General features: G+C 54.0%; 15 protein-coding genes. 11 read left to right on the forward strand and 4 right to left on the reverse strand.

Annotated elements, in window-relative coordinates; translation table 11 throughout:
• Nucleotides 1-71: 71 nt before the first annotated feature.
• Nucleotides 72-917: an MBL fold metallo-hydrolase gene (locus tag AC506A_RS28615; protein WP_495464421.1), complete on the forward strand. Its 846-nt coding sequence runs from the start codon at nt 72-74 to the stop codon at nt 915-917.
• Between the two features lie 333 nt (nt 918-1,250).
• Here AC506A_RS28615 and AC506A_RS28620 read toward each other — a convergent pair whose 3' ends face one another.
• Together AC506A_RS28620 and AC506A_RS28625 are read right to left on the reverse strand one after the other, a co-directional pair.
• Complete coding sequence (locus tag AC506A_RS28620; protein ID WP_495464482.1) at nt 1,251-2,084, reverse strand: 1,4-dihydroxy-6-naphtoate synthase; 834 nt, start codon at nt 2,082-2,084, stop codon at nt 1,251-1,253.
• Nucleotides 2,085-2,086: 2 nt separating this feature from the next.
• Nucleotides 2,087-2,926 carry a futalosine hydrolase gene (locus AC506A_RS28625; protein ID WP_495464422.1) on the reverse strand — a complete coding sequence of 280 codons (840 nt, stop codon included), beginning with the start codon at nt 2,924-2,926 and terminating at the stop codon, nt 2,087-2,089.
• A 173-nt stretch (nt 2,927-3,099) separates the two neighbouring features.
• On the opposite strand from AC506A_RS28625, the gene AC506A_RS28630 reads away from it, so the two are divergent.
• The 3 genes from AC506A_RS28630 (at nt 3,100) to AC506A_RS28640 (ending at nt 6,183) form a co-directional block, all read left to right on the forward strand.
• Entirely contained in the window at nt 3,100-4,083 is a 984-nt protein-coding gene (locus tag AC506A_RS28630) for a quinone oxidoreductase family protein (RefSeq protein ID WP_495464423.1), read from the forward strand.
• Nucleotides 4,084-4,136: 53 nt separating this feature from the next.
• Entirely contained in the window at nt 4,137-4,415 is a 279-nt protein-coding gene (locus tag AC506A_RS28635; RefSeq protein ID WP_495464424.1) for a hypothetical protein, read from the forward strand.
• 160 nt (nt 4,416-4,575) lie between these two features.
• The gene (locus AC506A_RS28640) at nt 4,576-6,183 is read left to right on the forward strand and encodes a flavin monoamine oxidase family protein (protein WP_495464425.1); all 1,608 of its coding nucleotides are present in this window, start codon (nt 4,576-4,578) and stop codon (nt 6,181-6,183) included.
• A 270-nt stretch (nt 6,184-6,453) separates the two neighbouring features.
• Here AC506A_RS28640 and AC506A_RS28645 read toward each other — a convergent pair whose 3' ends face one another.
• Nucleotides 6,454-6,585 (reverse strand): DUF4023 domain-containing protein, encoded by a 132-nt coding sequence (locus AC506A_RS28645; protein WP_495464426.1) that lies wholly within the window; start codon nt 6,583-6,585, stop codon nt 6,454-6,456.
• Nucleotides 6,586-6,804: 219 nt separating this feature from the next.
• On the opposite strand from AC506A_RS28645, the gene AC506A_RS28650 reads away from it, so the two are divergent.
• The 4 genes from AC506A_RS28650 (at nt 6,805) to AC506A_RS28665 (ending at nt 10,290) form a co-directional block, all read left to right on the forward strand.
• The gene (locus AC506A_RS28650) at nt 6,805-7,095 is read left to right on the forward strand and encodes a hypothetical protein (protein ID WP_495464427.1); all 291 of its coding nucleotides are present in this window, start codon (nt 6,805-6,807) and stop codon (nt 7,093-7,095) included.
• 128 nt (nt 7,096-7,223) lie between these two features.
• Nucleotides 7,224-8,063 (forward strand): sulfite exporter TauE/SafE family protein, encoded by an 840-nt coding sequence (locus tag AC506A_RS28655; RefSeq protein ID WP_495464428.1) that lies wholly within the window; start codon nt 7,224-7,226, stop codon nt 8,061-8,063.
• 43 nt (nt 8,064-8,106) lie between these two features.
• The gene (locus AC506A_RS28660) at nt 8,107-9,027 is read left to right on the forward strand and encodes a helix-turn-helix domain-containing protein (RefSeq protein WP_495464429.1); all 921 of its coding nucleotides are present in this window, start codon (nt 8,107-8,109) and stop codon (nt 9,025-9,027) included.
• Between the two features lie 138 nt (nt 9,028-9,165).
• Nucleotides 9,166-10,290: a glycosyltransferase WbsX family protein gene (locus tag AC506A_RS28665; RefSeq protein WP_495464430.1), complete on the forward strand. Its 1,125-nt coding sequence runs from the start codon at nt 9,166-9,168 to the stop codon at nt 10,288-10,290.
• 49 nt (nt 10,291-10,339) lie between these two features.
• On the opposite strand, the gene AC506A_RS28670 is transcribed toward AC506A_RS28665, so the two are convergent.
• Nucleotides 10,340-11,605 (reverse strand): multidrug effflux MFS transporter, encoded by a 1,266-nt coding sequence (locus tag AC506A_RS28670; protein WP_495464431.1) that lies wholly within the window; start codon nt 11,603-11,605, stop codon nt 10,340-10,342.
• 246 nt (nt 11,606-11,851) lie between these two features.
• Here AC506A_RS28670 and AC506A_RS28675 point away from each other — a divergent pair, with 246 nt between their 5' ends.
• From AC506A_RS28675 to AC506A_RS28685, 3 genes are read left to right on the forward strand one after another with little or no spacing between them, the layout of a single operon-like run.
• The gene (locus AC506A_RS28675) at nt 11,852-12,607 is read left to right on the forward strand and encodes an amino acid ABC transporter substrate-binding protein (RefSeq protein WP_495464483.1); all 756 of its coding nucleotides are present in this window, start codon (nt 11,852-11,854) and stop codon (nt 12,605-12,607) included.
• 18 nt (nt 12,608-12,625) lie between these two features.
• Nucleotides 12,626-13,303, forward strand: a complete 678-nt coding sequence (locus tag AC506A_RS28680) for an amino acid ABC transporter permease (protein WP_495464432.1) — start codon at nt 12,626-12,628, stop codon at nt 13,301-13,303.
• Nucleotides 13,304-13,323: 20 nt separating this feature from the next.
• Entirely contained in the window at nt 13,324-14,070 is a 747-nt protein-coding gene (locus tag AC506A_RS28685) for an amino acid ABC transporter ATP-binding protein (protein ID WP_495464433.1), read from the forward strand.
• The last annotated feature ends 162 nt before the right edge of the window (nt 14,071-14,232 follow it).

Here is a 14,232-nt window from a genome sequence, read left to right on the forward strand (position 1 = left end):
TCAAGCTAAGCTTGGAGGGCGATTGTTTATTTTATTGCCTACATAATGTAGCTGGGAGGCTGAATGTTGTCATGATTAAATTGAAGGATGGGGCGCTGACGCTGTTCGAAAGCGCGCTGTATAAAACGATGTCGGCGGTCATTGAGACCGAGGATGCGATTATTATTGTTGATCCATGCTGGCTGCCTCATGAGGTCGAAGAGATTCGGCAGTATGCTGAAGAGGTGGCGGGCGGAAGGCCAAAGTATGTGTTATTCACGCATTCGGATTACGATCATATTATCGGATACGGGGCTTTCCCGGATGCGGAAGTGATTGCATCTGCTGCATTGGCAGATAAGAACGAATCAGATAAAGAAGCGATTCTCGAGCAAATTCGGGGTTTTGAAGACAGCTACTATTTGGAACGCGATTATGAGATTGCCTATCCAATTGTGCAGCACCGGGCGGAGTACGACGGGCAGGTACTGCAGCTTGGCAGTGGGACGAAACTGACCTTCTATCTTTCACCGGGGCATAATGACGATGGCATGTACACCGTGGTGGAGCCGCTTGGTTTGCTGTTTGCGGGTGATTATTGGTCGGATATTGAATTCCCGTATATTTATTTCAGCAGCACGTTGTACGAGGCGAGTATCAGCAAGCTGGATACGATCTTGGCCGCATATTCAATTGCGCGGTTGATTCCGGGTCACGGCAATTCGACTGTGGATCCCGATGAGATGAAACGCCGCCAAACGGTGGATTTCGCCTACATTGCGGCGATGCGGAAAGCCGTCGCAGCTGGGGATCAATCGGCTGTTGATGCGCTGATTGAGGGTTGTCCGTTCCCTCGCAATTTGCGCAAGTTCCACTTGGGAAATCAGCAGTTGTTTGAGCGGGAGCTGAAGGAGTCGAGGCGTTCGGTTGAAGAGTGAAGTGTGGAGCAGTGTGGAGTATGAAGCCATTCAACGAAGGTTAACTTTGCTGGGTAGAATCAGAATCGACGACGAGTAACTGCTTTTGTTCTAACGAACCCTGAGGGCGTTATTAGGGGCAAATGGAGCGAAAAACAGCATCAGAACACGGAATAGCGCCTGTAGGGTTCGTTAGATTTTCAAATCTCGTCATTTGGCTGAAATAAGGGCCCTAGGGTTCGTTAGAATATTGTTCTGCAATATCAAGTCACTTAAAAGCCAAGCAAACAAACAAGAGCTGCCTCAAAAGTCGTACACTTTTGGGGCAGCTCTTGTGTTTGTGAGGAAGCTAGTTTAGAGGCGAAGCTTGGCTAGGTCGAATGCAGGAACTAGGCCTTCTTGCGCAGCTCGTCCGAGCAGCGCTTCAACGGCAGCATAGCCGCTGTCGCCGAGGTTAGCGGAGTAGTCGTTGACGTACAGCGCGATGTGCTGCTTAGCAACGTCTGGCGACATTTCCTGTGCATGCTGCATGACATAAGCAGCAGACTCTTCGGGATGCGCCCATGCGTATTCGACAGAGGCACGAATCCACGACGTAAGCGATGCTGCATCGAGAGAACGGCGGGCAATAATGGCGCCGAGCGGAATTGGCAGACCGGTATCGGATTCCCACCAGCTGCCAAGGTCAGCTATCATGTTGAGGCCGTAGTTCTGGTACGTGAAGCGGGCTTCATGGATGACGAGACCTGCGTCGACGGAGCCATCTCTGACAGCAGGCATGATTTCATGGAATGGCATGACGATGATTTCCATGTTGCCGTCCGGGACAAGCTGCGCGGCCCATAGACGGAAGAGCAAGTAAGCGGTAGAGCGATCGCTTGGCACGGCAATTCGCTTGCCTGCTAGCGAGGCGGGATTGTTTGCGTCTCCGCTCGTCAGTACGAGCGGACCGCATCCGCGTCCCAGTGCACCGCCGCAAGGCAGCAAGGCGTATTCATCCAGCACCCAAGGCAGGGCGGCGTAGGAGATTTTGAGTACTTCGGGGCCGGCACCTTTCGCGGCCCATTTGTTTGTTATATCGATATCCGCATAAGTCACGTCAAATTCGGGTGCGCCCGGAATTAACCCGTGAACCAAAGCATGATAGATAAAGGTATCATTCGGACATGGCGAGAACGCTATATTCATTTTCATGCGAGCACCTCCTTTAGAATTGCGCAGCCGCGCTCAAGCGCCAGCAGCGCATCGCCGATGCGCCACGCTTCGCGGTCACGCGGGCCAACCGCGTTCGAGATCGCGCGCAGCTCCAGCACGGGCACGCCGAAGTGCTGAGCTGCGCTTGCCACGCCGAAGCCTTCCATCGCTTCGGCTGCGGCTTCCGGCACACGCCGCACATGCTCCGCTGCTGTGGCGGCTGTGCCTGTTGCCGTTGTCACGGTGAGCACCGGCCCCGTGACAACCGGCAGACCGGCCGCGCTAAGCGCCGCGGCCAAAGCGCCCGCGCTGCGCGCGCAGACCCCGATGCGGGATGAGCCGAAACCGAGCTCATCTACGCTGGCGAAGCCGCCCGGGGTCTCGACGCCTAGGTCGGCGGCGATGATCTCGCTCGCGACCACAAGCGAGCCGAGCGCGGCCCGCTCGGCAAAGCCGCCGGCAATGCCTGCGCTGATGACCAGGCGGTACCCGCCCGCGGTCGCGGCGGCGTCAGCGCAAGCCGCTAGGTCGCCCGCCTCAGCGGAGCCCGCCGCATAACCTGCGGCCAGGCTCGCCTTCGCCTCAATCCCGGCTCCGCCACCCAGCGCCAATGTCGCCGCTGTTACGGCCGCGGCTGCGGCCGGGCCAACTCCGGCGGCGATGACATGAAACTGCGCCGCCTCCGGGCCTAGCCCGCGCAGCACCGCGTCACGCTCGGCGTCAACAGCCGTCACAATCAAAATGCGACGAGCATCTTTCTTTCCCCCATCGATTCCATTTCCCCGATTTATTCCATTGACCCCATTACTCCCATTGCTTGGCATCACCATGAACATCTCCCTTACTCACGCTGAAACGGTATGGACCGATCGTTACTGTAGAGGTATTGTAACATTTTTTGAGTGGATATCCTAAGCGGGGGGCTTCTACTCGGCCTGGCCGACTTGAGACGAATGCATGTTAAGAGTAAGCTAGATGGTGAATCCATGGTGAGGTGACAGACGACAAAATGAAAGCTTTAGTTTTCCATACATTTGGCGGTCCGGAGGTGCTGGCGCTTCAAGATATCCCGGAACCGGAGCTTCAGGCAGGCACGGTAAAAGTTCGCATGCGGGCGATCGGTCTCAATTACGCGGATATCTATCGGCGGCGCGGCAATTACCATTTGGTCGGTGAGCCTCCTTATATACTGGGTTATGAAGGTGCTGGCGTGGTCGAGGAGGTAGCGTCTGACGTTGAAGGCATCGAGGTCGGTGACCGCATCGGGTTCGCGGATGTACCACGCGCAAATGCTGAGCTTGTCCTTGTGCCTGCTGACCGAGTTATCAAGCTTCCGGAGGGTATTAGTTACGAGGCAGCCGCAGCTGTCCTGCTGCAAGGGCTAACGGCACAATATCTTGTTAACGACAGTTACGCCGTAAAACAAGACGATAAGGTACTCGTTCACGCAGCCGCGGGCGGGGTTGGCCAACTGCTCATTCAATTATGTAAGGCTAGAGGCGCCGTAGTCATCGGCCTTACTTCCAGCCCTGCCAAACGTGATGCGGCGCTCGCGGCAGGGGCCGACGAAGTATTTCTGTACAACACGGACTGGGTGAGTGATGTGCTGAAGTGGTCTGCGGGGTATGATAACTCTGCTGAAAAAGGTCTCGATGTGGCTTACGACTCCGTAGGTTCTACGTTGATGGACAGCTTCAAAGCGGTTCGTACCAAAGGAACGGTCGTTTTCTTCGGGATGGCCGGTGGCGATCCGGCGCCGGTTGATCCGCGGATGCTGATGGATACGAGCAAAACACTCACCGGCGGTGACCTATGGAACCACATTACATCTGCCGAGGAACGCAGCAAGCGCGGAAACGCACTGTTTGCGGATATGCTGGAGGGCAGGATTCGCCTATCGCAGCCCAGAACATTCACGTTGGCCGATGGCGCTGAAGCGCATCGCTACTTAGAGAGCCGTGCGAGTACGGGCAAAATTTTGCTGATCCCCTAACTGGGATGATACAATGGTTTTACCACAATTAACCGACTAGGAGTTGACCCCACATGAGTGAAGAAATCAACATGCAAGAGCTGGTTCAGTTCATCGCCGGCAAAACAAAAGCAGCACCGAGCAGCATCGAACAGGTTCTGCAGCATGAGCAGACGTTCATCAACAACACGCAAGAAGACAAGAATGGCGAAGTGAACATCGACAGCGATGAGCTTGTGGATTATATTTTGAGCCGGCCTGGGCTGAAGCTGGACGAGCTGACGGTGGAAACGATTTTGGACGTTGAGATGGAATATTTGATGGATAAAGGTATTGCCGGCTACGTCGACTAAACGAACCTAAACGAGGCCAAGGCCCATGACTCTTGATGAAGAGTTGTGGGCCTTTTTGTTGTGCGCGGAAAATCATAGAGCGCCGTTTCCACTTCCTTACAGTCTGCACATACATAGTACTAGATTGATAGATAATGGACAGTCCATGAAGGAGGATCGTATGCCTCATACCGCGCTGGCTCGTTTATTGAAAGACATGTATGTCGTTCTCGAAGAGGCTAACCAGAGAAAAATCCCTTTTGAACAAGTCGTCTACGAATGGAAAAGAAAAGCCGCTCATCCGCTTGCGCTGCCTCACGCCGAGCCGATTACTTCCCCTTTTCATCCTCCGGTGAAAGCTTCGCAATCTGTACCCGTATCCCGAATCGCCATTATTGGAGGTGGTCTTGCCGGACTTACTTGTGCGTATCGGCTTGAGGAGGCAGGCTTCGCACCTGTTGTGTTCGAAGCTGATCATAAAAAGATTCCCGGCCGCGTAGATACCCGCCGAGGCGCTTTTGACGAGGGGCAGTCAATTGAGCGTGGCGGTATGCTGATTGATACTGGCCATGTTGCTTTGCGCAGGTTGATCGAGGAGCTCGGCCTTACGCTGAATGATTTGTTAGCTGCAGAGGTGGAGGGTACAGAGCCTTGTTATTATTTTGACGGAGTGCCTTATACACTGGCCGATGCGACGCGAGACTTTCAGGCGGTAGTGCCGAAGTTGAATGCGGATTTGAAGGCTGCAGGATTTCCAACGTTGTATAACCAATATACGCCGCGGGGCCTTGAGCTCGACCGAATGTCGGTCGTGGATTGGATTGAAGAGAGCGTACCCGGCGGCAAGCTTTCGAAGTTCGGGAAGCTGATTGATATTGCCTGCAACATTGAGTATGGGGCGGAGTCTTCGCAGCAAAGTGCCTTGAATTTCCTGTATCTACACGACTATATCCCGGATGGGGAGAAGTTTAGCGTGTTTGGCGTGTCGGATGAGCGCTACCATGTGCGTGGGGGGAACGATCAAATCATGCATCGGCTGATGGACAGGCTCGCGCCTGGCACACTGCAGCGTGGCTGCCGGTTAATCGCAATTACGGAGTCGGCAGATGGCAGCTATCGGCTGACTATGCAGGATCGGAATGGTACGCATGATGTGGTGGCGGAGCATGTGGTGCTTACGATCCCGTTCTCGATTCTGCGTAGTTCTGTGGATTACAGCAATGCGGGTTTTCGGCCGCTCAAAATGTACGCGATCGAGGAGCTCGGCATGGGGGCAAACAGCAAGCTTCATGTGCAGTTCACCGACCGCCACTGGAATTCGACCGGCTGCAACGGGGATACAATCACCGACGGCGGTTATCAAAATACATTCGATGTCACCCGCGGCCAATCGGGGAAATCGGGTATTCTGGTCGCGTATACGGGAGGCAACGTGGCTGAAGGGATGAACATCGGCTCGCTGCCGGAGCGAGCGCAGCAGTTTCTGCATCAGTTGGAGCCGGTGGTACCCGGTATTACGCAGCGCTGGAATGGCAAGGTGACGCGCGACTATTGGCCGGGCAATCCGTTCACGCTCGGCTCGTACGCCTACCGTAGGGTGGGACAGTATACCAAGTTCACTGGTATTGAAGCAGAGCGTGAAGGCAGTAAAGGCGCCTGCCATTTTGCCGGTGAGCACACCTCCGTCATCTTCCAAGGCTACATGAACGGCGCCGTCGAAAGTGGCGAGCGCGCCGCGGAGGAGATCATGGAGGCGCTGCGGGCGGAGGGGCAGCAGCAGCAGGGCTGAAGCTGTCGAGTGAAGAGTAGCTCCCAGAGCAACACATCTATCTAACCTCAGCTTACTTCAGCGTAAGAAGCACACCCAGATCTACATGAGCACCAATCAGCGAATTTCAGCGCAAGAAGCACACTCAGAGATCTACATGGTAGCTAATCAGCAAAATTCGGCGCAAGAAGCACACCCAGAGATCTACATGGTAGCTAATCGGCAAGCGACAATAAAAAGGCGGAGAGGGATATGCCTCTCCGCCTTTTTACCTCTCCGCCGCGCGCAAAGCTATTTGTTCGTCGCGTGCTGTTTGTTGCCCAGCTGCTTAGCTGGGGCGCCTTTGCCTGAGCGCTGTTTATTGCCTTCGGCTTTGGCCTGCGTGTCGTGCAGCTTGTTCACGAAATCGCTCGTTTGGTCCATGTGATTACCTCCTTCGGAATTCGCCTCTGTTAGTCTGACCAGACCCGGTTGCAAACATGCAAGAAACGCCTATTTTACACAGGTTTTGCGCCTTTTCGTCACAATCTATGAATATCGGAAAATAAAGTTTGCAACTGCTATTTTCCGACATTTTACACTCTTGTAACCTTCTATGAAAGCGCTACAATAATAGTAACAACAACCCAGGAGGTGATTACTATGAGCCATGAGGAAGAGGTAATTTCAGAAGAAATTTCTAGTGAGCTGGAGGCAGCTGAGGAAGTAGCTGCAGCAAGCGAAGAAGCTGCAGAAGAAGCAGCGGCTGAAGCATCCGAGGAAGCCGAAGAAGCAGCTGAAGAAGCTGAGGAAGCGGCAGAAGAATCCGAGGAAGAAGCATCTGAAGAAGAAGCATCATCCGAAGAAGAAGCAGCTGTAGAAGCTGAAGAATCGGAGGAAGTTGCGGAAGAAGCTGCTGCCGAAGAAGAAGCAGCAGAAGGTGAAACGGACTAATGATATCCATCATTTCTTATAAACAATAAGGGCTTTCCCGAGTGTCTGCTACTGGACGCGGGGGAGCCCTTATTTTTGTATAATAGGAGGCAGAAGCTTACACACGGAAATGAGGGTACATACGCGCAATGGCTCTGGCTCTAGATAGGTTCATGTGGGACTTGCCCACCCTGCTCATTCTGTTCGCACTTGGATTAGTCGCTTCGACCTTCGGTGCCATCGTCGGTCTCGGGGGCGGCGTCATTATCATACCTGCGCTGCTGCTGCTCGGTCCTTCTATGCTGGGCATGGACATCGATACAACCATGGCGGTCGGCGTTTCACTAGGCGTGCTCGTATTTACTTCGCTGACGTCGACGATCACTTTCTATAGAGAGGGCAAAACCGATCTTCGCTGCGCGCTTTTCTTCTCCATCTCGAGCGGTCCCATGTCGGTGGTCGGTGCCAGTTTAACCTCGCTGTTTGAGCCGGATGTTTTTCGACGGGCGTTCGGATACTTCATGCTGTTCATGGTCGTATTACTGCTGCTTCGCAGCCGCATCAAACCATTCCGAGGAGCATGGCGATATACGAAGTCGTACGTGGACGGAAGCGGGGCTCAGCATGACTATGGCTACAGCATGCTCCCGGCACTTCTCATCGGAGGGGCAGTCGGCCTGATCTCCGGATTGCTTGGCATCGGAGGCGGCGTGCTGCTTATCCCTGCTATGGTGCTGCTCTTTCGGTTTCCGCCACATATCGCGACAGCGACGTCGATGTCCGTCATCTTGGTTTCGGCACTCTTCGGCAGCGGCATGCATCTGTATCGCGGGGAGTGGGACTGGCAGCTGGTGCTGCCGCTTGCGCCGGGGGCGCTGATTGGCGGCTACTTAGGGGCGATTATCTCGCGAAAAATTGGCAGCAAGCTGCTCATTCGCATCATGTGCGCGGCACTCGCGCTATTCGCCGTGCGAATGATTCTAACGTAGCCTATAATAAAATCATCCTATTGTACCGGGAGGCATTACGGCCATGTCGCTACCTATACCGATCGGCCTGCTGCAGCTGGCCCCCTATGTGCGGTACGTTCACTACAATGAAGGCGACGAGCACTACCGCGTGCCGCGCAGAATAATTTACGACTATGAGTTTATTTATGTGACGCGAGGCAGCGCATGTTACACGCTGGGTGACGTTGAATATGTGCTGCGGGCAGGCGACCTGCATATTATTCCACCGCTCACGACTAATGCGTGCAGGGTGACGGGAGGCGGCGCTTTCGCTTATTATGCCTGCCACTTCGATCCGATCTATCTGGGGCAGGAGCAGGATTTCTCCGATGACGTGTATGTCAAAGTGGACTATGCCAATTTACCCGAGGTGCCGGTGCAAGAGGAACTGCTGGAGCGACAAACGCTGCAGTTTACAGACTTCGAGCTGCCGGCTGTCCATCATTCCGCAGCACAATCGCATCGATTCGGGGAACGGTTCGCGGAGCTGCTGGACCTGTTCGCGCGTAAGCCCTTCGGTTACCAGGTGCGGATGCGAGCGTGTCTGCTCGATGTGATCGGGATGCTGCTTGCAGACACGCACACTTCGGAGGGCATTAAACAGGACAGCCCGCACAAGGCGATGATTGCGGAAATGATTGAGCTCATGCGCAAGGGCTATCGCACGGAACTCGACTTAGATAGCATCGTCCGCAGCTACGGCATGACGGCTAAATACGCCCGAACCCTGTTCAAGCAAGCGACCGGGCTCTCGTGGACGCGCTACTTGGCGCGGTTTCGCATGGAGCGGGCCAAAGAGCTGCTGCGGCAAGGAGAGTTGTCCGTTGGCGAAATTGCTGTGTTGTGCGGCTACGAGGACTTGCATTATTTTAGCCGCCTCTTCAAGAAGCTTGAAGGGATGCCGCCGCGGTCGTATGGCGACTCCCTGCTTGGTACTCCTTAAGCTGTGGCTAGCAATTCCTCTGTCATTCGCTTTTTGTGCAAAAAATAACGCCTGCGCTCCAAATACAGGATCATCGCAGCTGGGGTAGGATGGACCTAGCAGATGATCCTTTTATTCGTTTGGAGGCCGATCAATTCGATGAGCAAACCTGAAGTAGCCGTCTATTATTTTCCGAACTATCATGTGGATAAGCGCAATGAAGCCTGGCATGGCAAAGGGTGGACAGAGTGGGAGCTGACGAAGCGGGCTGAGCCGCGTTTTGCAGGGCATGATCAACCGAAAGTGCCGCTGTGGGGCTATGAGGATGAAGCAGACCCTGCCGTTATGTCGCGCAAAATCGACGCCGCTGCCGACCATGGCGTGGATACGTTTATTTTCGACTGGTACTGGTACGAGGATGGGCCGTATTTGGATCGAGCGCTGGAGGAAGGTTTTCTGGGTGCGGACAACAACAGTCGGTTGAAATTTGCCTTGATGTGGGCGAACCATGATTGGATGGATATCCATCCGGCTCAGCGAAGCACGCCTTATAATATTTTGGCGCAAGGCACGGTTAGCCGTGAAGCCTTTACGCAGGCAACCGACCACATGATCAAGACCTATTTCACAAGGCCGAACTATTGGCGCGTGGACGAGAAGCTGTATTTCTCGGTGTACGAACTGATGAGTTTGGTCAAAGGGCTTGGCAGCATTGAGGCAACGAGAGAGGCACTCGAGGATTTCCGTGCGCGTGTCCGCGCGGCAGGGCTCGGCGAGCTGCATCTGAATGCGGTCGTATGGGGCGTGCAGATTCTTCCCGGCGAGCAGAAAATCACCAATGGCAACGAGCTGCTGGCTGCCCTTGGCATCGACAGCGTTTCCTCGTATGTATGGATTCACCATCAGGAGCTTCCGACGTTTCCGGAGACGCCGTATGCCGAGATCAGCGTGAAATCGGCTGAGGATTGGTCAAAATTTTCCGCGATGTACAGCCTCCCCTATCTGCCGAATGTGACGATGGGCTGGGACTCTTCGCCGCGAACCGTGCAGTCGGATGGGTATGAGAATCTCGGTTATCCGTACATGGGCATGCTGTCCGGCAACACACCGGAGCTGTTCGAGGAGTCACTGCAGTGCATGAAGCTTTTTCTGGCGAGCGGGGAGAACAGTTTTCCGGCGTTCACGGTCAACGCATGGAATGAATGGACGGAAGGCAGCTACTTGGAGCCGGATACGAAGAACGGGATGGCATATTTGGAGGCCATTAAGCGCGTGTTTGGCTAAACGATTATTCCACCGAAAAAATCCCCTTCACCGGGGGATGCAGCGCAATCTAGCGCTGCGGCCCGGATGAAGGGGATTTTTGTGCTGTTGCTGCTGCAGCTGTCATTGCGGATTTGCCGACTAACAGCAGGAAGATTACCAGAGCTAACACATCGAGAGCGGCAATGATGATCCCCATCGGAATCGCCGTATTGCTGCCGGCGATTCCGACAAACGGTGCAACGATGGAGCCAAACAGGAACGACATGAGTCCTTGCAGCGCCGAAGCACTTCCAGCCGCATGTCCCTGACTGCGCATCGACAGCGAGAAGCCCATTGTAGTGACCATCCCGACGCTTGCGACTACGAAGAACAGCGGAATCAGAACGAGCAGCAGCGGCGCATGGATAAGCAGCATGAGCAGCAGTGTGACGCCGCCGAGTGCAGCCAGACAAAGTCCGGTGAGGAGCAGCTTTACCTCGTTCACGCGGCCTGCCAACCGACCGGCGGTTTGGCTTGCTACGATAATGCCGAGACCGTTAATAGCGAAGCAGAGACTGAATATCTGCGGGGATACGCCATACACATCCTGCAGCACGAACGGTGAACCGGAGATATAGGCAAACATCGCGGCCATGACGAAGCCTTGTGCCAGTGCATACCCCATGAACGAACGGTTCGTCAGCAGACCGCGAAACGTCGAGAGAGTATTCAAGATGCCGCCTTTCGCACGTCGGTTGATCGGGAGTGTCTCAGGAAGACCTAGCAGAACGGCAATGAACATAATAAGACCAATCGCGCCAAGCACGACAAACACGCCATGCCAAGTCGTAAAGTGAAGCAGCTGTCCTCCGAATATAGGAGCGGCAATCGGCGCAATACCGTTGACGAGCATGAGCAGGGAGAAGAACTTGGTCAGCTCCGGCCCCGTATACAAGTCACGCACAATCGCGCGCGCGATGACGATGCCGGCCGCACCGGCCAGTCCCTGCACGAACCGCAGTACGATGAACGTTCCAATCGATGGTGCTATTGCACATAGCAGCGATGATACGGTGTACAGCAGCAAACCAATTAGGAGAGGCTGGCGGCGGCCGCGCACATCACTGATGGGGCCTGCGAACAGCTGGCCGAGCGCGAGTCCGATCAGGCAAGCGGTTAGGCTTAGCTGAGCTAGCGAGGTACTGGTGTTCAAATCGTCGGCCAGCTTCGGCAGCGCGGGCAAATACATATCGAGCGACAGCGGTCCGAATGCGCTAAGCGAGCCGAGCACGGCTGCAGTCCAGAGTCGTCTGGAGCGCGGCATGCCGGCGGTTTCGCCTGTCAGTTGATTCATAAGGTGACTTCCTTTCTGGTAAACGTGTAAGTAGCTCTATTTATTATAGTACACCCCTTTGGACTGTCAACGAACGAAAGCCCCTCTAATTTATCGCAGACTGTACAATCATGGGGGTAAGAGGAGGAATGAACCAAGGAAGAAGTTAGCATACTATCCCCAAAATAATAAGGGGGGATCACGTTGAAGACAGGATCAAACCGTTTATATATGACGCTTGCGGCTGCTGCACTGCTGACCTTTACTATGCCCGCTTGCGGCAAGCAAGAATCAAGCAATCATGCCGATGCGCCGGGCACCAATTTGCTGGAAACCATCAAATCGAACGGCGAGATTACGATTGGTACGGAGGGCACCTATGCCCCATTTACCTTTCATGATAAAGATGGGAAGCTTACGGGCTTTGATGTGCAGATCGCGGAAGAAGTGGCCAAGCGGCTTGGCGTAAAAGCGAAGTTCATCGAAACGAAGTGGGATGGCATGCTGGCAGGTCTTGATGCGAAACGCTTCGAAATGGTGGCGAACGAGGTTACGATTCGGGATGATCGGAAGGAGAAGTATGACTTCTCCGATCCTTATATTGTTTCAAAGGCTGTGCTCATCGTGCAGGAGAGCAACACCGACATTAAGAAACTGGCTGATCTCAAAGGCAAGAAGTCCGGGCAGTCGCTGACTAGCGACCTAGGCGATATTGCAAAGGCGAACGGCGCGGAGCTTGTCCAGATTGACGGTTTTAACCAAGCAATCGACCTGCTCACCTCCGGCCGAATCGATGCAACCATTAATGATAAGCTCAGTTTTCTGGATTTGAAAAAGCAGCGTCCTGATGTCCCGATCAAAGTAGTCGACGAGACGAATAATGCTTCCCAAAGCGGCTTGCTGCTCCATAAAGGCAATGCTGAACTGGTCACTGCTATTAATAAGGCACTTGCTGATATGAAAGCGGACGGCACCTATTTGACTATTTCCAAAACCTATTTCGGCGAGGATGTATCGCAGTAAAAGAGGCGGTTAATCATCATGAGCGATCGTACAGAGCGGCTGCTGCACATATTTTTCGAGTCTTTCATGCCCTTGCTGAAGGCAGGGTTAGCTTTCACAGTACCCTTAACGCTTATTTCGTTTGTGCTTGGGCTGCTGCTGGCAGTCGTGACCGCACTTGTACGGCTGTCGGATTTGCGCGCACTGGCTCAGTTGGCACGCTTCTATGTTTGGATCATCCGCGGAACGCCGCTGATTGTTCAGCTTTTTATTATTTTCTACGGGCTGCCGAGTGTCGGAATTACAATGGGTGTATTCCCAGCGGCGGTAATCGGGTTCTCGCTCAGCGTAGGTGCATATGGCTCGGAAATCATACGTGCCGCAATCATCTCCATTCCACGAGGGCAGTGGGAAGCTGCTTATTCACTTGGACAGACGCGCTTAACGGCGCTGCGCCGAATTATCCTGCCCCAGGCTGCGCGCGTATCCGTGCCGCCGTTATCGAATTCGTTTATCAGCCTGGTGAAGGATACTTCGCTGGCGGCGACGTTGACATTAACCGAATTGTTCCAGAAAGGTCAGCAAATTGTGGCAAGGGTCTATGAACCGCTGCTCATCTATTGTGAAGTGGCACTGATCTATTTGCTGCTATGCACGGTGCTATCCACGCTCCAGCGGCGATTGGAACGATATTACGAACGGTATGATGCCGGGTAGAGGAGTGTGATGAAAGAGCGATGATCCAGGTTCAAAATCTAACCAAATCGTTCGGCACCTCTGCCGTGCTTAGAGGCATCGATATGCGAATTGAGCAGGGCAGCGTGCTTGTCGTTATTGGACCGTCCGGCTCAGGCAAATCAACGCTGCTGCGCTGTCTGAATGTGCTGGAGGTACCGACCTCGGGCTCGGTTGCGATTGGCAAGGCGAGCATCGACTTTCAGCCCGGCGTGAAGCCGAAGATAGCGGACGTGCTGTCACTGCGGCGGCAAACGGGGATGGTGTTTCAGGCGTATCATTTGTTCCCTCATTTGACGGCTCTTCAGAACGTTATGGAGGGGCAGATTACGGCACTGCGCCGAACGAAAGCGCAGGCAAGAGCGCGGGCGCTGGAGCTGCTCGATAAAGTAGGACTCGCGGATAAAGCGGATGCTTACCCGCATCAGCTATCAGGCGGTCAGCAGCAGCGGATCGGTATAGCGCGCGCCATGTCCATCGATCCCAAGCTGCTGCTCTTCGACGAACCGACCTCCGCGCTCGATCCTGAATTGGTGCAGGAGGTATTGAAAGTCATCCGCGAGCTTGCCAAAGAAGGACGGACGATGATGATCGTCACGCATGAGATGAAGTTTGCTCGTGAAGTGGCCGACCGCATTATCATGATCGACGAGGGCGTAATCGTCGAAGAAGGCCCACCTGAGCAAATATTTGGAAGTCCTCGGCAGGAGCGAACTAAGCAATTTTTATCGATTTTGCTGGAGAAATGACAGTTAAACTGGAAAAAATGGAAACATAATTACAATTGAAAGCCCCGTCCTATCTAAGGATGGGGCTTTTTTATGCCGAAATTCCCCCCATTGTGGCTTGGTAGGATTGCAAGTAGATTTACATAATAGAGTTGTTCTATTCTATTATTTTTTCTACTTGAA

The organism is Paenibacillus sp. N22P23 (genome assembly GCF_059383735.1).

Excerpts from the sequence above, each read along its gene's own strand:
- AC506A_RS28615 (WP_495464421.1), top strand. The coding sequence starts at position 72 with ATGATTAAATTGAAGGATGGGGCGCTGACGCTGTTCGAAAGCGCGCTG.
- AC506A_RS28680 (WP_495464432.1), top strand. The coding sequence starts at position 12,626 with ATGAGCGATCGTACAGAGCGGCTGCTGCACATATTTTTCGAGTCTTTC.
- AC506A_RS28620 (WP_495464482.1), bottom strand. The coding sequence starts at position 2,084 with ATGAATATAGCGTTCTCGCCATGTCCGAATGATACCTTTATCTATCAT.
- AC506A_RS28670 (WP_495464431.1), bottom strand. The coding sequence starts at position 11,605 with ATGAATCAACTGACAGGCGAAACCGCCGGCATGCCGCGCTCCAGACGA.
- AC506A_RS28655 (WP_495464428.1), top strand. The coding sequence starts at position 7,224 with ATGGCTCTGGCTCTAGATAGGTTCATGTGGGACTTGCCCACCCTGCTC.
- AC506A_RS28630 (WP_495464423.1), top strand. The coding sequence starts at position 3,100 with ATGAAAGCTTTAGTTTTCCATACATTTGGCGGTCCGGAGGTGCTGGCG.
- AC506A_RS28685 (WP_495464433.1), top strand. The coding sequence starts at position 13,324 with ATGATCCAGGTTCAAAATCTAACCAAATCGTTCGGCACCTCTGCCGTG.
- AC506A_RS28650 (WP_495464427.1), top strand. The coding sequence starts at position 6,805 with ATGAGCCATGAGGAAGAGGTAATTTCAGAAGAAATTTCTAGTGAGCTG.
- AC506A_RS28660 (WP_495464429.1), top strand. The coding sequence starts at position 8,107 with ATGTCGCTACCTATACCGATCGGCCTGCTGCAGCTGGCCCCCTATGTG.
- AC506A_RS28635 (WP_495464424.1), top strand. The coding sequence starts at position 4,137 with ATGAGTGAAGAAATCAACATGCAAGAGCTGGTTCAGTTCATCGCCGGC.
- AC506A_RS28665 (WP_495464430.1), top strand. The coding sequence starts at position 9,166 with ATGAGCAAACCTGAAGTAGCCGTCTATTATTTTCCGAACTATCATGTG.
- AC506A_RS28625 (WP_495464422.1), bottom strand. The coding sequence starts at position 2,926 with ATGTTCATGGTGATGCCAAGCAATGGGAGTAATGGGGTCAATGGAATA.
- AC506A_RS28675 (WP_495464483.1), top strand. The coding sequence starts at position 11,852 with ATGCCCGCTTGCGGCAAGCAAGAATCAAGCAATCATGCCGATGCGCCG.
- AC506A_RS28645 (WP_495464426.1), bottom strand. The coding sequence starts at position 6,585 with ATGGACCAAACGAGCGATTTCGTGAACAAGCTGCACGACACGCAGGCC.
- AC506A_RS28640 (WP_495464425.1), top strand. The coding sequence starts at position 4,576 with ATGCCTCATACCGCGCTGGCTCGTTTATTGAAAGACATGTATGTCGTT.